We start from the raw sequence: 16,465 nt of genomic DNA on the forward strand, positions 1-16,465 counted from the left end.
CGGCCGTCCCGAACAAGCGCGGCTCACCTGGAGTTCGGTCAAAGCGGGAGGCCGGACGGCTGCCCTCATCTGGTCAGCGGCCGGCCGGCCGTAGCTGAGCCCGGCTCGCTGCCCTGGCCGATGGTTCGGAGCAGCAGCGGGGGGAGGATGACGACGGCGGTGATCCCGGATCCGATCCTGCCGCTCACCGAGGAGCGCAAGCTCACCGTGACACCGTGTTGTTCGGCGAGCCGGCCGACCACGAACAAACCCATGCGCCGTGCGGTATCCGGCTCGATTTCCGGTGTGCAGGAAAGCCTTTCGTTGAGCATCTCGAGATCCGCGACGCCGATCCCGATACCGTGATCAATGATTTCGATGATGATGCCACCCTCACGCGTACGTTCACACAGCACAGACACCTGACTGTGCGGCGGCGAGGCGCGCAGTGCGTTGTCGAACAGTTCCGCGACGAGGTGGACGATGTCGACCGCGGCGCCCCCGGTCACCGCCGCGTCCGATACGGGCATGATGTGGACTCGCTGATACTGCTCGACCTCGGATGCCGCGGCTTGCAGGATGTCCCCGATCGACACCGCCGGCCGCCGTTCCCGCGGCCGGGGTTTACCTGCCAGGACCAACAGGCTGTCACCGTTGCGTCGCATTCGGGTCGCCAGGTGATCGAGTTGGAACAGGCTCGCCAGGCGGGCCGGATCTTTTTCGTTCTCCTCGAGTGCGTCGATCAGCTGCAGTTGGCGGTCCAGCAGCGACTTCGTCCGCCGTGCCAGCGCATCGAACAGATCGTTCACCATCAGCCGCAGCTGCCGTTGCTGACCGGCCAGATGCAGCGCTTGACCGTGGATGTCGTCCACCGCCCTGGCCACTCGCCCGATCTCCTCATCGGAGTACACGGGCACCGGCGTGAAGAACACGACATCGTCGGCAGTGTCCGCGTTGATCTGCTCGACTTCCTCCGGAAGCTCGACTTCGGCGACCCGCCGAGCACTGTCGTGCAGCCTGCGCAGCGGTCGCAGCAGTGCGATGGACACCAGAGAGGCAATCACCACACCGACCAACAGGGTCGACAGCAATACCGCGACGTCCCGCACGGCCGCACTGCGCGAGCCGGACACTCGTGCGGCGACCGTGGTCGCGAGGGTGTCTGCGGCCTCATCGACCAACTGGTCGTAAATGCCTTGGTCTTTGGCCAGCGAATCACCGAAGCCGACATCGCGAATCGCCGCCGGGCCATCGGGGAGCGCCGCGCGCACCTGGGCCAACAGCGGAGCTTCGGTGGTCAAACCCTTGTGCAGGGAGGCAATACGCGCGTCATCGCTGCGGTAATAGTGGCCCACCCTGTCCAGTAGTGCGGCATTCGCACCGTTCGCCTCGATCAATACGCTGTCGGGAGTACTGGGATTTCGGATGATGACGACCAGGGCCGCCCCGACCGCGAACACCTGCCGGCGTGCCGCCCACAGATCCAGCAGCCAGTTCTTGTCCTCGATCACCTCGATCGAGTTCATCGGCGCCAGTACCGATTCCACAGCGGCATCGGCATCCGTCGCGATGGTCCGCTGCGCCTGGAGCATCAGCTCCAGCGGCACCGGCGAGCGCGCACTGGCCCCGTGCACCTGCAGCGCCGCGTCGTACATGTCCGCCATCGCCGCTGCGGCCCGCTGGGGCAGTCCGGGTTCTCGGCGCACCTGATTCAATTCCGAGAGCGCCGTGTCCAGCGCCGCGAGATCGGTGGACACCATCGTGCCCGCCGCAGCTCGGCCTTCCACGGCTGCCGCAGCGGACTCGGTCGCGATGAGAGCGTGCAAGCTGTCCACATGCTTGGCGGCTCCGGTGAGGTGGACCGCTTCACGAATCTCGCCGGAGAGTCGAATCGAGCCGAGCGTGAGAGCGACAATCAGTGGGAAGACAGCTACCACAGCGACTTTCGGGCGTAGCCTCCAGCGCTCGAGACTCCATCGCGACGGACCCCGCGACGCGGGTAATCGATCCTCGACCTCATCGTCGCGCTCCGACGATGCCGTCTCCGGGGTCGCCACATCGTCACGGCCGTCCCAGCGGTCTACATACACTTCAGTCTCTCCCATCGGCTCTCTCGAACCGTTCCGCGCGACCGGCAGCTGCTGTGCACGGATCAAGGGCATCCCCCAGGGAGATGCCGCAGCGAGCTGCGGTCACACAGAGTCACGAATAGTGTTGGCCTACAAGGCCATTGATGTCAGATGCCGTTCGCCGATCCGGTTGCACGCTGCGCCCGCACCAACCCCGAACGCAAACGTCCGCACGCCCGGCATTGCGCCGTTGCCGACACCAGCGAGGCACTGACGAACCCTTGCTACGTCCAAAGCCGCGCACAGGGGAGGAAGGGGAATTCTTCGTCGACATTGTCGTCGACGGTCACAATAATGTCGGAGGTTAATCTGCCGATTTCATTAGCAATACTTACCGCTTGTTCGGCCGGAGCGTTGTAGTCGAGTAGTAACTCGCCTGATTCGATACGAATATGACGGAGCTTTACAGTTGCGCGTGCATCAGGAATGGACATGAAGTGCACCATGTCGCCTTACGGGATTTACGGATGGCCGACGAGCCAATCCTGTGGTCGGATCAAAAAATGCAAAGAGTTATTTCGTGCGAATGAGCTCCCCGCGGGCCCGTTCGCCGACAGTCACCGAGACACAGTTACTATTGTGTCTCCGATTCTGAGACACTATCCCATTCGTGTCCCAGGTGCAACAGTCGCGCGAGACAAGCCCCTGACGTATGGAATGCGTGCTCTTGCAACAGGATTGAAACGATCGGTCGATGGCGGATCAGCGACAGGTACGACGACCAGCACAAAGCGCGGAAGATCGCCTGGTGCGCGGCCGCCGAAGGGCCCGCGCTATGCACACCCCCTCGATTCCGTGAAACACTGCGGCAGTGATGTCTCATATCCCCGCTCCGTCGACCCCCTTCGCCTCGGACGATCCGGTGATGAAAGTCGCGATCGCGATGTTCCAGAGAGATGGCTGGATCGACGCCCGGTTGCTGGCGAAAGAGGCCGGTATCGGGCGCGCCACGATCTATCGCAAATATGGCGACCGTGATCGAATCCTCGGCGAGGTGGTGTGGGCAACGCTCCTCGCCATAGGGGAGGGTGAGTGGGGGGACTTCCAAGGCCGAGGCGCCGACGGAATCGCGGAAGCGATCGGCAGATCGCTACGGGCAGTGGCCGAGATGCCGGCAGTGCGCAGATTCGTCAGCGAACACACCGATACCGCGCTGCGAGTCATGGCCTCCGGCCACGGTGTCGTACAGCAGCGGTTGATCGCGTCGATCGCCCTGCTCATCACGCTCGAGATCGGGGACCCACCCGATATCGACGCCGAAAGCCTCGCCTATGCCGTAGTCAGAGTCAGCGAATCGTTCTACCACCGCGAGCTCATCACCGGCGATCCCCCGGACTTCGCCGCCGCGACCGTGATCATCAAGCGGCTGCTCGACTATCGTCGCACGTTTCCCGTGGCGGACCAGGTTCCATGAAACACTGCACACGTGATGTCTCGGGAGTCGAAGGTGCCGGAGCCGGAGCCGTTTCCACCGGACGATCCGCTGTTGCAGGTCGCAACCGCGATGTTCCTGCGCGATGGCTGGCTCGACCTTCGGCTGCTGGCCAAGGAAGCCGGTATCGGCCGCGCCACGATCTATCGCCGCTACGGCGATCGCGATCGGATCCTCGGTGAAGTGCTGTGGGCGATAGCGGTGACGATCATCAGGGAATCCGCGCCGCAGTACCGCGGCCGCGGCGCGGAGGCCGTCGCGAAGACGATCGGCGCGGTGACGCAGCACAGCGCGAGCATGCCCGCCATGCAGGTCTTCGTCTCGCAGCACACCGAAACCGCCCTGCGTGTCATGACGTCCAAACATGGTGTGGTGCAACACCGCTTCATCGGCGCGATCGCCTTTCTGATCGAGCGCGAGGTCGGGGTGCCGCCCGATATCGACATCACCACACTCGCCTACGCCGTACAGCGGGTGAGTGAATCCTTCTACTATCGCGAACTCATCACCGGCGACCCGGCCGATATACCCGCCGCCGTGATCATCATCGAACGCCTACTGAGCTACCCGCCCACGAAGCGCCGATAGCGGCGCGCTCGCCACGGGATGCGGTGCGCCGGTGTCCGATCGCGTCTTCTTTGCGATCACCACGACGTTCGCCAGCCCCGGCAACCGCAGCTGCATCGGAAGACCCCGGCCTGCCGCGGAAGGAAGGTTTCCCCGACCGCGTCAGAGAAGTGGCCCGTACTCGGCGGGCCCTTGTCGAGCTCCGCCGCCACGGCCAGCTCGTGCGCTGCCGCAGCGCGCTGCGCGGCGAAAACCCGGCCGGGGCCCGCTTCGGATCGATCGCCCGCTTCTATCGCCGCGGCCTCCATGTCCTGGGCCACATCCCGCAGCGTGCGCGCTTCGATTCGGTTGTCCGCAGCGACCACGAGACTATCGCCGGGACCGCCTGCCATTCCCGGATCACGCTGGACCGAAACCGCCCTCGCGATCTCCAACGGGGTCGGTGCCATAACAACTCCTCAAACACGATGAGACACACTGACTATTGTGTCTCTGCTCTGCCGAGACACTAACCCCATCGTGTTTCAACCGCAATAGCTATCAACGCTCCGATCTGCGCTTTTGCGAACTGGTCAGTTGAATTCCAAACTCGGCAGCTGGGCCTTCGACTCTGCCCGCCGGGCTATTCACCTCATCGTTCGCATCTACTCGAGCGGCTGGTTCGTGCCCCATAATCGTTGGCCGCCTGCACATTTCGGCAACCCGTTGCCCGGCAGTGGAACCGGCCGACCGGGACGGTCCGCGCCTGGATCGAAATCAGGCGACCCCAACCCGCCCCGGCGATCTCACTACCGCCGTGCTGCACCACCCTCGCTGTCGGCCGACGAGTTCCATCGGCATCTCGAATGTGACAACACGTCGCTGGGGCGTGATTCAGCGAATCGCCGCCGAGCTTCGCCCGCAGCTCGGATTCGAACGACATAGGTCCCGCATTCAGCAGGGCGTTTGGCCGGCGCCGAATGCCCACGGACGGTTGATCTTCAAAGGTGCCGCGCTGGCCGATTCGGTTCGGTGGCCGCACCGGCGGCACCGTAAGCGCAAGGGGGTGAACGCGATCGCGATTCGGCACGTACCGCACCTAGTCTCTGGATATGGCAGACACCTCCGGCGTACGGATGACTGACACAGAAATCAGGCAGTTCTTCACGCTGCTGCAACTGCCCGCAGGCTGGTTGGGCGAAGCCGGCTGGAAGCTCCACACCCGAGTCGATCCCGCGCGCCGATTCGGCATCGGGCGGGTCACTCCGGCTTGGCCTGACAGTGGCGCGCCGATCGAATCGGCCGGCACAAAGTCACTGAAGATAGTTCGGCGATTGTCGAAAAACCAAGCACTTGTTAGGGTTTCGAGATGGAGCTCTCCGGTCCGGTGGCGGGTCAGACCAACCTGATCTCGACGTTCTTCCCACTGGCCGATGTCGGTTACGTCGCTGAGGAGTACTTCCTGTCCGGCACCGCCGGGTCCTACCGCCTGACCGGGCCGGCCGGTGACGACGGGGAGTGGGCGACCGAGCCGGACGGCCTCGCACCGTTCACGACCAGACTCGTGGTCTACCGGCCGGTGGAGGGCTACTCCGGGACGGCTGTCGTGGAGTGGCTCAACGCCTCCTCCGGTGCGGACACGCCGCCGATCTGGCTGCTGGCACATCGGCATCTCCTCCGGGCCCGGATGGCCTGGATCGGGGTCTCCGCGCAGTACGCCCCGATCCACGGCGGCAGCGTCATGGCCGCGGCCGCCCAGGAGGACGACACCTGGAACTCGGTCCTGCTGCCACCGCTGAAGCAGGCGGATCCGGTGCGGTACGCCGATCTTTCCCATCCTGGGGATGCCTACTGCTACGACATCTACCGGCAGGCGGGAGCGGTGATTCGAACGCTGCTGGCCGGGACTCGGCAACTGCTCGCGGCCGGGCAGTCACAATCCGCGGCCACGCTCGTCACTTTCGTGAATGCCATTGCGCCGCACGGCTCACCCTACGACGCCTACCTCATCGACGGGCGGCCCGGCCGCCCTGCCACGCTGGCTGACTTCGGCGACCCCGACGCGCTGGACGGCGGCACGCGGGTCCGCGCGGATTCGACCGCGCCGGTGCTCGTGCTCCAAACCGAGACCGACGTGGTCGGCCTCATGCGCTCGATCGGCTCCCGCCAGCCCGACTCGGACCGGTTCCGGCTCTGGGAGCTGGCCGGCGCCGCCCACGCGGACTCCTACACCGTCGGTGCGTCATTCACCGACTCGGGCTCGCTGACCGCCGAGGAACTGGCCGAGCGGATGGCGCCACGACGCAATCCGCTGGGCGTCGAATTCCCCGAGCCGATCAATTCCGGGCCACAACACCACTACGTCGTGCAGCAAGCTATCGCGGCGCTGTGCCACTGGGCCGACGGCGGACCCGCTCCGGCACAAGCAGATCGGCTCACGGTGTCCGCCGGGGAACTGGTGCTGGACGTCCATGGCAACGCGCTGGGCGGTATCCGCACGCCGTGGATGGACGTGCCACTGGCAGTGCTGTCCGGTCTCGGACAGGATGGCGGCGGCCCGGCGATCATGTTCGGTTGCACGCGACCACTCCCGGGACCCCCTCCCGACAACTACCTCGCGGCATTCCGAGCGGCAACCGACAAGACGGTCACGGCAGGCTTCCTGCTGGCTGAGGACGTACCGGAAATCCTCGCCCTGGCAGCCGCGAATCAACCATCGAGCCCCGAGCACGCACCCCGGTAACCACCACCGATCTGCCGGCGGTCACCGCGCTCGAACTTGTGGCGTCGGTGAATTCGCAAGTGATGCTCGCGGATTGGCGCCGGAGACACGGCTTGGCCGTGCGGCGCGGGCGAAGAAGTCGCAGGCATTCGGTCGGGCTAATCAATTGACATCTAATCGTTCGATATCTAACGTTTATCTCGGGTTGAGACGACCGAGGAGAACCGCGATGGGTCTGCTCATCAACGCACATCCGCGAAAGGAACAGCAGTGAACACACAAGATCAGGTACGCGAACTGTGCCGGCGCTGGGCCGAGGCCGAACAGCTCGAAGATGTTGTGGCACTGGATGAGATGTCCACGCCCGATTTCGAGGTGGTCGGTCCCGCCGGCTTCGTACTCGACAAGCCCGCGTGGCTGGATCGCTTCCGCACCGGCGCCCTCCACATTCGATCCGTGACGTGGCAGGACGAGATCGGCGTGCGTGACTACGGCACCGCCGCGCTCGCGATCGGCCGGTACGTCCAGGACGGCGAATACCAGGGCAATCCCGCCAATGGCCGCTTCCGGAGCACGCACTTCGCGATCTTGCGGGACGGTGGCTGGCTACTGGCGGGACTGCACCTGAGTACCAGCGTCGGACCCTAGCGGCGCGGATCCATCGAGGTACGTTGAGGGAATGCCAAGACCCACTGGAACACCCGTCGGCCTAGCCCTGGCTCGTACAGCCAAAACGGTCAGCCGCGCCTTCGATGAGACGCTGGCGGCCGCGGGTGGCTCGATGCCGGTCTGGCTGATCCTCCTGACCTTGAAAACGCAGGAACTCGGCAATCAGCGGGAACTCGCGAAGGCGGTGGGCATCGAGGGCGCCACCCTCACCCATCACCTCAATGCGATGGAGAGCAACGGCCTGGTCACCCGCCGCCGGGATCCCAGCAACCGCCGGGTTCATCAGGTGGAGCTCACCGACGCCGGCGAGAGTTTGTTCCGCCAGCTTGCCGGTGCGGCCACCGCCCACGATCAGCGCCTGCGTACCGGATTCAGTGACGCCGAGATCGACACTCTCACGAGCCTGCTCGATCGATTGCAGCGCAATATCACCACGCCGATTGTCCCCTGACCTCAGATGCAAGGTCATTTCGGACGTCGGCGCCGTCCGAAGTGAATTGGAGTAACCCATGAACGCCGAGTTGATCGCGAAGCTGGTGCGGTTCCAGCAGCCGGAGAAGGCGTTGCCCTACTTGAATGGGCTCGATGAAGCCCGTATTGCCGCACTCTTCGACCTCGACCTGCTCCAATACCGTGACCTGCGTGCGGGATTCGTCGATCAGACCCGCAGCGCCGCCGAAGCCCTGTTGGAAGATGCGCAGCTCGCCGCACAGGTGGATCGACTGCCCTTCGAACCGGGTCAGCATGTATTGGCGCTGGGGGAAAGCTCCACCGCAGATCGCCTGTCCTGGTTCGAGATTCTGCGTCAGCTGCTCGCAATCCGCCGTCCGGATGACGCCATCGAGCTGACGAATGCGGCCGTAACCGGCTGCACCACAACACAAGCGCTGACAATGCTACCCGCCCTGAGCTTCCAGCGTCCCGACTGGGTGCTGTGCCAGCTCGGCGCCAATGACGCGCAGCGTCTGGGCAGCGCCCGAACCAGGCTGGTCAGCGCCGACGAGACCGCCCGCAACCTACTTCTGCTGCGCGGCCGAGCGCTCGAACTCACCTCCGCGCAATGGGTCTGGCTCACGCCGGCAGCGGTGGACGAGAGCAGAGCGGCCGCCTTCTTGCATTTTCAACGAGCTGGAATCTCTTGGGCCACAGCCGATATGGCTGACACCGCAAAGATCATGTCGGACCAGCCGGAACCGGCCGTCGATGCCCTGCAGGCCACCATGCCCTTCTCTGGTAGCGGTTTACATCTCGATGACGGCGTACACCTGACCCTGGCTGGTCAGCAAGCCGTCACGGTCGAGGTGGTGGCGAAACTGGCACAGCCGGCCCGATAATCGCCGTACCGACGCGAAGGCCCCGAGTCGAATACGACTCGGGGCCTTCGTATTACAGCGTCGGTTTACTTCAGGCGCAGGCTGCCGAACAAGCCATCGGTCTCATCCTTCGGCCCGGCGGTGAAGTACAGCGCGTCGGTGTCGCCGAGGCTTTCACCATTGCCGAAGAGCAGGCCCCAGAGGCCGTCGATGGCGATGGGCTTGCCGTCGGTGTCCCGGGCGTAGTCCTGGAACTTGCCGGTGGAGTCGTCGAAGGCGAGCAGGCGGCCGGCGCCGCCGAAGTTGCCTACCAGCAGCTTTCCGGAGAGCGGGCCGAAGCCCTGCGGCGCGAGAGCCACGCCCCAGGGGGCGTTGAAGCGGCCGCCGTCGTCGAGGGTGCGGACCAGCTTGCCGCTGGCATCGAACTCGGCGACCTTGCCCTTTTCGGGCTTGCCCTTGGCGGAGGCTTCCTGATCCTTGTCGAGCTTGTTCTCTTCGCCCTTGTAGATCTTGGTGGCGTCCTTCTCGTCGGCCTGCGTAATGGCGTAGGTGACGAAGATGCGGTTGCCGATGGTGGCGACATTGAACGGCGCGGGATCGCCGATCTTCACCTTCTTGCCCTTGCTCGCGTCGGCCGGGTCGACGGCGTCACCGGTGGCGAAAGGATTGGCGAAACCGGTGGTGGACACCAGCTTCCAGTCCTTGTCGAAGGTGCGGACCTGCGGGTCGGAGCCGAAATCGGCGGCGATCAGCTTGCTGCCGTCGGGGCTCAGGGAAATGCCCTTGAAGCTCATTCCCTGTGCGGTGCCGTCGAATTCGAGCACGGCCGGACCGTCGTGCCGCACCACCGCGCCGGGCGTGGCGCCCTGTTCGGTCCAGCCGGAGATCTTGCCGGAGTCGGTGGCGAAGATGAAACGCGCCGAACCGGTGAGCTTTTCATCCTTGCCGTCATAGCTGACCGGCTGATCGTGCACGGCGAAGATATCGGAGGTGATGGGCGCCGGGTTGAAGATGACCCCCGTGGTCTTGCCCTCGCTGTCGTCGTCATCGCCGACCACGGCATCCGCGCCCGGCACCGTGACGACCTTCAGCGGATCCTGGAACATCTTCTGGTACTTGGCATCCGACGATTTGGTGACATCACCGACGAACTGGAAGGACTTGCCGCCCGCGCCAACCCAGAAGTGGCCGCCCGCACCCTTGGGCCGATCGGCGATGCCCCAGGCATTCACCATATCGGGATAGGTGAACTGCGCCTTGTAGGAATCCTTGTTCGCAGCCAGATTGATCTGCGAGTAGTGGTTCCCGTCCAGCGACTTCACATCGGTGGCGTCCGGCTCCGATTTCGAGCAGGCCGCAGCGAGCAATAGCGCCGCGCCGACCGCGGTAATGCGCATCAGGTTCTTGCGCACCGGGGCGTCGTTCCAGCGTCCGTTCAATTCCCTCGTCCTTCCAGTCCAGACCGCGTGACCCCACGGTTAGGAGACGCTAACCATAACTGGTTTAGGTGACGCTAACCATATCTGGAAGGACTCAGGACTCCCGTCAGGCGTCGAATGCCGCCCTGACCTGCTCTTCGGTCAAGCCGTAGTCGGCCAGCGAGTACCGGTGAACGGGCCTGCGGTCACCGCTCTTGCTCTCCTCATCGAGCGAACCCATCGAGGCGCGCGCCGGATCGGAGAACTCCAGTCCGAAGGCGGTGTAGATCTTCTCCACGGTCCCCATCGGATCGGCGCGCAGCTCGTCGAACTCGATATCGATGAACTGCTCCGGGTTGTAGCGCGCCCGCGCGGCGGTGAATTCGTGGAGCCCGCGCGACCACAGCTCCAGCTGCGTCGCACCGATCTTGTCGCCGACGAAGGTGGTGGACCAGCCCGCCGCCGCCTGATCGGAGAGGCTGCACGAGGACCCGACGATCGTCACCGGATCACGATGGGTCTGGATGATGAGCGCATCCGGGTACACCGCCATGAGCGCATCCAGCGCGAACAGGTGGCTCGGATTCTTGAGCACCCAGCGCCGGCTGTCACCGAGCCCGATGAGCTGCAGATTCTTCTTGTGCCGCGTATAGGAGTCGGTCCAGTCCTGCTTGCGCAGCCACTGCGAGTACGTCGGCAGGTAGGCCAGCGATTCGTAGGAGATGGATTTCATCGTCTGGCGCAGCAGCTGCCAGCACTCCTCCACATCGGCGGCGCTCATGTAGTGCACGCCCATGAATTCCGGATTCTCGATGCGATGCTGCGCGAATCCGGCGTCGATGCGCTGGTAGATGGGATTGTCGGCCCAGGTGTCGCGCGGCGGCCGCGGCTGCGGGAAATCCGCCAGCCACATCTCCAGCGCCTGATGCCCCGGATCGGCCGCCAGCAGCCGATGCAGTGCGGTGGTGCCGGTGCGCGGCAGGCCGGTCACGAAAATCGGCCTGGCGACCGAGGTTTCGGCATAACCGGGATTGGCCTTCCAGGAGGCCTCGCTCAGTGCCCGGGCGACCAGCGCCCCGCGCAGGAAGTACCGGCTCATCTTGGAGCCGAGCTCGGTGAGCCCGGCATCGCGCTGGTAGGACTCCAGCAGGACGCTCAGGCCCTCCAGGTAGTCGTCCGAGCCGAAATCTTCGAGGCCGCAGACCCGGGTGGCCGAGGCGTGCAGATCCTCGACGGTGCCGACGGAGGTGCGTGCGCTCATAGGTAGAACTCCTTCTGGAGCCGGGAGCCCCTGTCGCGCAGGGACTCCCGGTCGTTCGTAATCAGACGTGGTACTCGCCGCAGTTGACGTCGAGGGTCTGGCCGGTGATGGCATTGGCCCACGGCGAGGCGAGGAAGACGACGGCCTGGGCGATCTCATCGGGCAGCGGCAGCCGCTTGAGATCGGATTTGGAGGCGGTCTGCTGGTACACCTGTTCCTGCGTGATTCCGTACTTCTTGGCGATCTCGCCGAAGTACCACTTCAGCTGTTCGGTCCAAATGTAGCCGGGAGCAACGGTATTGACGCGAATACCCTTCTCCCCCAGCTCGGTCGCCAGCGTCTGCGACATGGCCAGCAGCGCCGACTTGGCGACCTTGTAACTGCCGTAGCGGGGCTCGGAGTGCCGCAGCACCGCCGAATTGATCATGACGACATTGCCCTTGGTCTCGGTGAGCACCTCGGTGAACGCCTGCGTCATTCGCAGCCCGCCGAGCACCGTGAGTTCGATGCTGTCGCGAATCTGCTGGAAGTCGGTGCGCGCCAGCGGCTTCATGGACGGCACCGAGAACGCGTTGTTCACCAGCACATCAACCTTGCCGAAGGTCTCCACGCTGCGCGCGAGCAGGTTCTGCACCTGCTCGTCATCGGTGATATCGGCAGGCACGCACAGCGTTTCACCGCCCTCGGCCTCGATCTCGGCCGCCACTTCCTTCAGCTTGGATTCGGTACGCGCCGCGAGCACCACCTTCGCGCCCGCCGCCGCGGCCTCCAGGCAGATGGACCGGCCCAGGCCCGGTCCGACGCCGCTCATGACGACAACCTTGTCGTTGAGCAGTCCCGTTTTGAGCCTGGTCATCCCAGCATCCTCCCTGCGAAAGCCCGCTGACGAGTGGCGATTCGATCACGCCAGCCCGCCTCGTCGATCTGATTGTGCGCGAAGTGCGGCAGCCGTTCGGCCACCTTGTCGAAGGGCACCAGTTCGATGGTGGGCCCCTGCTCCGGAGTAATGGGTGCGGACACCCGCTGCCAGCGGAACTGCAGAATGCCGAGCTTGCGCCCGGTGGTCTCGATCCAGTTGGCGATCCCGGGATTGCGCGCGGAGACCACCATGCGAATCAGGCCGTCCGGATCGACCTGTGCCTGAGCATGATTGAGGCTGGTCTGGTGGTTGGAGTAGTCCAGCGAGATGTACCAGCGGCTGCCGAGCTGGAAACCCTGGTACGGCGCATCGGATTTCGGCACGGTGATGATGAGCGCCTGATCGTCCTCGAGCTCGAAATGCCCCACCGAGGAGTACTGCGTGCTCAAACCACCCGGCGTGAGCCGGGGTTCGGTCAGGGTATTGACCGGCAGGTTCAGATAGAACCACTTGGGGAAGTTGAACCAGGTGTTCACCCGGGTCAGAAGCATGCGGCCCGCCGCGCGGTACCGCTTGCGCAAGGCGGTCACATCGGCCTCGACCGGCGCGGTGCCGATGGTGTCGACCCGCTCGATCCGAATACTGCCCTTGCGCTCAGTCGCCCAGTCGCTGTACACCTCTCGCACCGCGAGCATGGACGCGCCCTCGCCGAGCACGAAGTAGTTCGGCCCCGGATTCTCCTTGGGCGGGCCGAACCGCAGCTGATAGCTGCCGTCCGCGGCGATCTCGAGCCGCCGGTCGTCGAAGGCATCGTCGCCATTGGGCACATCGGTGGCGGTGTAATCGCCCTTGAGCACCTGGAAGCTCAGGTCGGCCGTATTTCCGCGCACACCGGTGAGCAGGTATTCGCCGTCCGGATCGACGGTGGCGTGGTAGTACAGCGTGTCCGGATTATCCAGGCCCATCTTGGTATACGGCCCGGTGGAGGTCACGAAGTACGGGTGCGATTTGCCGTGCGCCCGCGAAAGCTGCAGTACCGCGGCAATACTGCCCTGCAGATAGTCGTAGCCCTCGGCGAGGTCATGCTCGTCGCGGATGAATTCCGCTCCGGCGATGAGCTTCTCGGCCTCCGCGACCGCGGCCAGGAAAGGCTCGGTCAGCGGTAGTTCGGCCTGGTCGTTAGTGGGTTCCATCAGGCGTCAGCACTTCCTTCTGAGAGATGGGGCCTAGGAGATAAGGCCGAGTTCGGTGCGGATGCGCAGGGCGACCTCGGCCGGGGTGCCCTGATCGGGAGTAATGGTGAGTTCGGCGTACTCGGGCCGCTCATACGGTGAGGAGATGCCGGTGAACTCGGGCAGCTCCCCCGAACGCGCGCGCTTGTACAGACCCTTGGGATCGCGCAGCTCGCACTCCTCGAGCGGAGTGTCCACGAAGATCTCGTGGAACGGCAAATGCTTGCCCGCGTGCAGCTTTCGCGCATCACGCCGCTGTTCCCGGAACGGGCTGATCAGCGAGACGATGGCAATGGTGCCCGCATCGGCGAACAACGCGGCGGTTTCGGAGACGCGGCGGATGTTCTCCCGGCGGTCCTCATCGGTGAACCCGAGATTGCTGGTGAGCCCGTGCCGCAGATTGTCGCCGTCGAGCAGATAGGCGGGTCGCCCGGAGGCGATCAGCTGCCGCTCCAATTCCACTGCGATGGAGGATTTTCCGGATCCGGACAGGCCCGTCAGCCAGATCGTCGCACCTTCGCTCAGCCGCTGGGTGCGCTCCACCGCGGAGTTGTGCCACACCACATTCGCCCGCGGCCGCCGTCCCGTGGCGCGATGTCCGCGATCACTGGTGGCCTCGGTGAGACCCGGCGTCCGGGCGGTGATCATGCCCGCTGCCACAGTCTGATTCGTGGTCTCGTCGACGAGAATGAAACTGCCGGTGGCGCGATTGTCCCGGTACGGGTCGAACATGATCGGCTGCCGGGTGTGCAGGGTGACGCGCCCGATGTCATTGAGCGCCAGCTGATCCGCCTCCGTCTGCCGGTGCAGGGTGTTCACATCGAGCCGGTAGTCCAGCTCGGTGACCCGCACCTTCGAGTTCTGGGTGGCGGTGCGAATGCTGTAGTCATTGCCCGCGCGCAGCTGCGCGGTATCGGAGAACCAGCACACCATGGCGTCGATCTCACGATCCTGATGCGGCTGATTGCCGGGCCGGGCGAGCATATCCCCACGGCCGATATCGATTTCGTCGTCGAGAGTGAGCGAGACCGCCATACCGGCGAACGCTTCCTCGATCTTGCTGCCGCCCGGTCCCCAGATCTCCGTCACGTGACTGGTGCGGCCCGACGGCAGCGCCACCACCTCATCGCCGGGCTTGAAGATGCCGCCCGCGATGGTGCCCGCATAACTGCGCTGGCTCTCGCCGTGCGGGCGGATCACGTACTGCACAGGCAGTCTCGTATCGATTAGGTTGCGGTCGGAGGCGATGTGCACCTCTTCGAGATGCCGTAGCAGCGTCGGCCCCGGGTACCACGGTGTGTGCTCGGACATATCGACCACATTGTCGCCGTGCAGCGCCGAGAGCGGAAGGAAACTGAGGTCGCCGACATCGAGCTTGGTCGCGAAATCCGCGAATTCCGAACGGATTTCCTCGAAGCGCTGCTCGGACCAGTCGACCAGATCCATCTTGTTCACACACAGCACCAGGTGCCCGACGCCCAGCAGCGACGACAGGAAGGCGTGCCGGCGCGTCTGCTCGGAGACGCCCTTGCGGGCATCCACCAGAATGAGCGCCAGATCCGCGGTGGACGCGCCCGTCACCATGTTCCGGGTGTACTGCACGTGCCCCGGGGTGTCCGCGATGATGAATTTCCTACGCGGAGTGGTGAAGTAGCGGTACGCGACATCGATGGTGATGCCCTGCTCCCGCTCGGCGCGCAGCCCGTCGGTGACCAGCGCCAGATCCGGCTGACCGCTGCCACGCGCCAGGCTGACCCGCTCGAGCGCGTCGAGCTGATCGGTGAACAACGATTTGGAGTCGAACAGCAGGCGCCCGATGAGGGTTGATTTGCCGTCGTCGACACTGCCCGCCGTGGCGAGCCGTAAAAGGTTGCGGCGCATCAGAAGTAGCCCTCTCGCTTGCGATCTTCCATGCCGGAGTCGGAGATTCGGTCGTCGGCGCGGGTGGCGCCGCGCTCGGTGAGGCGGGTGACCGCGGTTTCGGCGATCACGTCGGTGGCATTGGCGGCATCGGATTCGACGCAGCCGGTGCAGTCGGCATCGCCCAGGGTGCGGAAGCGCACGGTGGTCTCGAACACCCGCTCGCCGGGCTGCGCGGTCAGGAATCTGTTGTCCGCCAAAAGCATTCCATCGCGCTCGATCACCTTGCGACGGTGCGCGTAGTACAGCGACGGCAGCGCCACCTCGGCGCGATCGATGTACTCCCAGATATCGAGCTCGGTCCAGTTCGAGAGCGGGAAGACGCGAATGTGCTCGCCCTTGCGGTGCGCGCCGTTGTAGAGGCTCCACACCTCGGGGCGCTGCGCCCGCGGATCCCACGCGCCGAACTCGTCGCGGAAGCTGAACACCCGCTCCTTGGCCCGCGCCTTCTCCTCATCACGCCGGGCGCCACCGAAGACCGCGTCGAAGCGCTCCTCGCGAATGCTGCGCAGCAGCGTGGCGGTTTGCAGCCGATTGCGGGTCTCCCCCGCGACCTCGGTGACCCGGCCGGCGTCGATATCGTCCTGCACCCGGCCCACCAGCAGCTGCGCGCCCAGGCGCTCGGCCGTCTGATCCCGGAAGTTGATGACCTCGTCGAAATTGCGCCCCGTATCGATGTGCATCAGCGGAAAGGGCAGCGGTGCGGGCCAGAACGCCCGCCGCGCCAGTTCCAGCATGACCGCCGAGTCCTTACCGCCGGAGAACAGCAGCACCGGCCGTTCGAAGGTGGCGGCAACCTCTCGAATAATGTGCACCGATTCCGCCTCCAGGGCGTCCAGGTGCGACAACTCGTATCCCGCGCGCATTCGCTTCACTCACTCGCCGCGTCTTCCGGCAACGTGCCCGTCCGGGTGGTGTCCGCTCCGGGCTTGCGTTGTCGAATATTCGACGCTATTGTTCGATTATGTGACACCGACGATAGGTC

General features: G+C 64.8%; 15 protein-coding genes. 6 read left to right on the forward strand and 9 right to left on the reverse strand.

The window, feature by feature from the left end; genetic code table 11:
* Nucleotides 1-65 precede the first annotated feature (65 nt).
* Together ABZX86_RS37925 and ABZX86_RS37930 are read right to left on the reverse strand one after the other, a co-directional pair.
* Complete coding sequence (locus tag ABZX86_RS37925) at nucleotides 66-2,084, reverse strand: ATP-binding protein (protein WP_355130923.1); 2,019 nt, start codon at nucleotides 2,082-2,084, stop codon at nucleotides 66-68.
* A 248-nt stretch (nucleotides 2,085-2,332) separates the two neighbouring features.
* On the reverse strand, nucleotides 2,333-2,542 hold the full coding sequence (locus ABZX86_RS37930) for a hypothetical protein (protein ID WP_355130925.1): 210 nt from the start codon (nucleotides 2,540-2,542) through the stop codon (nucleotides 2,333-2,335).
* 380 nt (nucleotides 2,543-2,922) lie between these two features.
* Here ABZX86_RS37930 and ABZX86_RS37935 point away from each other — a divergent pair, with 380 nt between their 5' ends.
* On the forward strand, nucleotides 2,923-3,522 hold the full coding sequence (locus ABZX86_RS37935) for a QsdR family transcriptional regulator (RefSeq protein ID WP_355131079.1): 600 nt from the start codon (nucleotides 2,923-2,925) through the stop codon (nucleotides 3,520-3,522).
* A 15-nt stretch (nucleotides 3,523-3,537) separates the two neighbouring features.
* Nucleotides 3,538-4,128: a QsdR family transcriptional regulator gene (locus ABZX86_RS37940; protein WP_355131081.1), complete on the forward strand. Its 591-nt coding sequence runs from the start codon at nucleotides 3,538-3,540 to the stop codon at nucleotides 4,126-4,128.
* A 56-nt stretch (nucleotides 4,129-4,184) separates the two neighbouring features.
* Here ABZX86_RS37940 and ABZX86_RS37945 read toward each other — a convergent pair whose 3' ends face one another.
* Nucleotides 4,185-4,556, reverse strand: coding sequence for a hypothetical protein (locus tag ABZX86_RS37945; protein ID WP_355130927.1), 372 nt, complete (start codon nucleotides 4,554-4,556; stop codon nucleotides 4,185-4,187).
* A gap of 899 nt (nucleotides 4,557-5,455) precedes the next feature.
* Here ABZX86_RS37945 and ABZX86_RS37950 point away from each other — a divergent pair.
* The 4 genes from ABZX86_RS37950 to ABZX86_RS37965 all read left to right on the forward strand — a co-directional run bounded on the left by ABZX86_RS37950 (nucleotide 5,456) and on the right by ABZX86_RS37965 (nucleotide 8,811).
* Entirely contained in the window at nucleotides 5,456-6,829 is a 1,374-nt protein-coding gene (locus tag ABZX86_RS37950; RefSeq protein WP_355130929.1) for an alpha/beta hydrolase domain-containing protein, read from the forward strand.
* A 249-nt stretch (nucleotides 6,830-7,078) separates the two neighbouring features.
* Nucleotides 7,079-7,456 carry a nuclear transport factor 2 family protein gene (locus tag ABZX86_RS37955; protein WP_355130931.1) on the forward strand — a complete coding sequence of 126 codons (378 nt, stop codon included), beginning with the start codon at nucleotides 7,079-7,081 and terminating at the stop codon, nucleotides 7,454-7,456.
* Nucleotides 7,457-7,487: 31 nt separating this feature from the next.
* A complete protein-coding gene (locus tag ABZX86_RS37960) occupies nucleotides 7,488-7,928 on the forward strand; it encodes a MarR family winged helix-turn-helix transcriptional regulator (RefSeq protein ID WP_355130933.1) in 441 nt (146 codons plus the stop codon).
* Between the two features lie 58 nt (nucleotides 7,929-7,986).
* Nucleotides 7,987-8,811 carry an SGNH/GDSL hydrolase family protein gene (locus tag ABZX86_RS37965; protein WP_355130935.1) on the forward strand — a complete coding sequence of 275 codons (825 nt, stop codon included), beginning with the start codon at nucleotides 7,987-7,989 and terminating at the stop codon, nucleotides 8,809-8,811.
* Between the two features lie 65 nt (nucleotides 8,812-8,876).
* Here ABZX86_RS37965 and ABZX86_RS37970 read toward each other — a convergent pair whose 3' ends face one another.
* The 6 genes from ABZX86_RS37970 to cysD form a co-directional block, all read right to left on the reverse strand.
* Nucleotides 8,877-10,229: a TIGR03118 family protein gene (locus tag ABZX86_RS37970; RefSeq protein ID WP_355130937.1), complete on the reverse strand. Its 1,353-nt coding sequence runs from the start codon at nucleotides 10,227-10,229 to the stop codon at nucleotides 8,877-8,879.
* A 106-nt stretch (nucleotides 10,230-10,335) separates the two neighbouring features.
* On the reverse strand, nucleotides 10,336-11,469 hold the full coding sequence (locus ABZX86_RS37975) for a sulfotransferase (RefSeq protein ID WP_355130939.1): 1,134 nt from the start codon (nucleotides 11,467-11,469) through the stop codon (nucleotides 10,336-10,338).
* Between the two features lie 61 nt (nucleotides 11,470-11,530).
* Nucleotides 11,531-12,325 (reverse strand): SDR family oxidoreductase, encoded by a 795-nt coding sequence (locus tag ABZX86_RS37980; RefSeq protein ID WP_355130941.1) that lies wholly within the window; start codon nucleotides 12,323-12,325, stop codon nucleotides 11,531-11,533.
* Complete coding sequence (locus tag ABZX86_RS37985; RefSeq protein ID WP_355130943.1) at nucleotides 12,322-13,521, reverse strand: hypothetical protein; 1,200 nt, start codon at nucleotides 13,519-13,521, stop codon at nucleotides 12,322-12,324. Before ABZX86_RS37985 ends, ABZX86_RS37980 begins: the two co-directional genes overlap by 4 nt.
* Before the next feature lie 33 nt (nucleotides 13,522-13,554).
* On the reverse strand, nucleotides 13,555-15,441 hold the full coding sequence (gene cysC, locus ABZX86_RS37990) for an adenylyl-sulfate kinase (protein WP_355130945.1): 1,887 nt from the start codon (nucleotides 15,439-15,441) through the stop codon (nucleotides 13,555-13,557).
* A complete protein-coding gene (cysD, locus tag ABZX86_RS37995) occupies nucleotides 15,441-16,346 on the reverse strand; it encodes a sulfate adenylyltransferase subunit CysD (protein ID WP_355131083.1) in 906 nt (301 codons plus the stop codon). The genes cysC and cysD overlap by 1 nt, the downstream gene beginning before the upstream one ends.
* Nucleotides 16,347-16,465: the final 119 nt, after the last annotated feature.

This window comes from Nocardia sp. NPDC006630 (assembly GCF_040611495.1).
Classification (GTDB): Bacteria; Actinomycetota; Actinomycetes; order Mycobacteriales; family Mycobacteriaceae; genus Nocardia.

What these genes read in the sequence shown, in the direction of transcription:
- ABZX86_RS37925 (WP_355130923.1), bottom strand. Translation starts at nt 2,084, where the DNA reads ATGGGAGAGACTGAAGTGTATGTAGACCGCTGGGACGGCCGTGACGAT.
- ABZX86_RS37930 (WP_355130925.1), bottom strand. Translation starts at nt 2,542, where the DNA reads ATGTCCATTCCTGATGCACGCGCAACTGTAAAGCTCCGTCATATTCGT.
- ABZX86_RS37935 (WP_355131079.1), top strand. Translation starts at nt 2,923, where the DNA reads ATGTCTCATATCCCCGCTCCGTCGACCCCCTTCGCCTCGGACGATCCG.
- ABZX86_RS37940 (WP_355131081.1), top strand. Translation starts at nt 3,538, where the DNA reads ATGTCTCGGGAGTCGAAGGTGCCGGAGCCGGAGCCGTTTCCACCGGAC.
- ABZX86_RS37945 (WP_355130927.1), bottom strand. Translation starts at nt 4,556, where the DNA reads ATGGCACCGACCCCGTTGGAGATCGCGAGGGCGGTTTCGGTCCAGCGT.
- ABZX86_RS37950 (WP_355130929.1), top strand. Translation starts at nt 5,456, where the DNA reads ATGGAGCTCTCCGGTCCGGTGGCGGGTCAGACCAACCTGATCTCGACG.
- ABZX86_RS37960 (WP_355130933.1), top strand. Translation starts at nt 7,488, where the DNA reads ATGCCAAGACCCACTGGAACACCCGTCGGCCTAGCCCTGGCTCGTACA.
- ABZX86_RS37965 (WP_355130935.1), top strand. Translation starts at nt 7,987, where the DNA reads ATGAACGCCGAGTTGATCGCGAAGCTGGTGCGGTTCCAGCAGCCGGAG.
- ABZX86_RS37975 (WP_355130939.1), bottom strand. Translation starts at nt 11,469, where the DNA reads ATGAGCGCACGCACCTCCGTCGGCACCGTCGAGGATCTGCACGCCTCG.
- ABZX86_RS37980 (WP_355130941.1), bottom strand. Translation starts at nt 12,325, where the DNA reads ATGACCAGGCTCAAAACGGGACTGCTCAACGACAAGGTTGTCGTCATG.
- ABZX86_RS37985 (WP_355130943.1), bottom strand. Translation starts at nt 13,521, where the DNA reads ATGGAACCCACTAACGACCAGGCCGAACTACCGCTGACCGAGCCTTTC.
- cysC (WP_355130945.1), bottom strand. Translation starts at nt 15,441, where the DNA reads ATGCGCCGCAACCTTTTACGGCTCGCCACGGCGGGCAGTGTCGACGAC.
- cysD (WP_355131083.1), bottom strand. Translation starts at nt 16,346, where the DNA reads ATGCGCGCGGGATACGAGTTGTCGCACCTGGACGCCCTGGAGGCGGAA.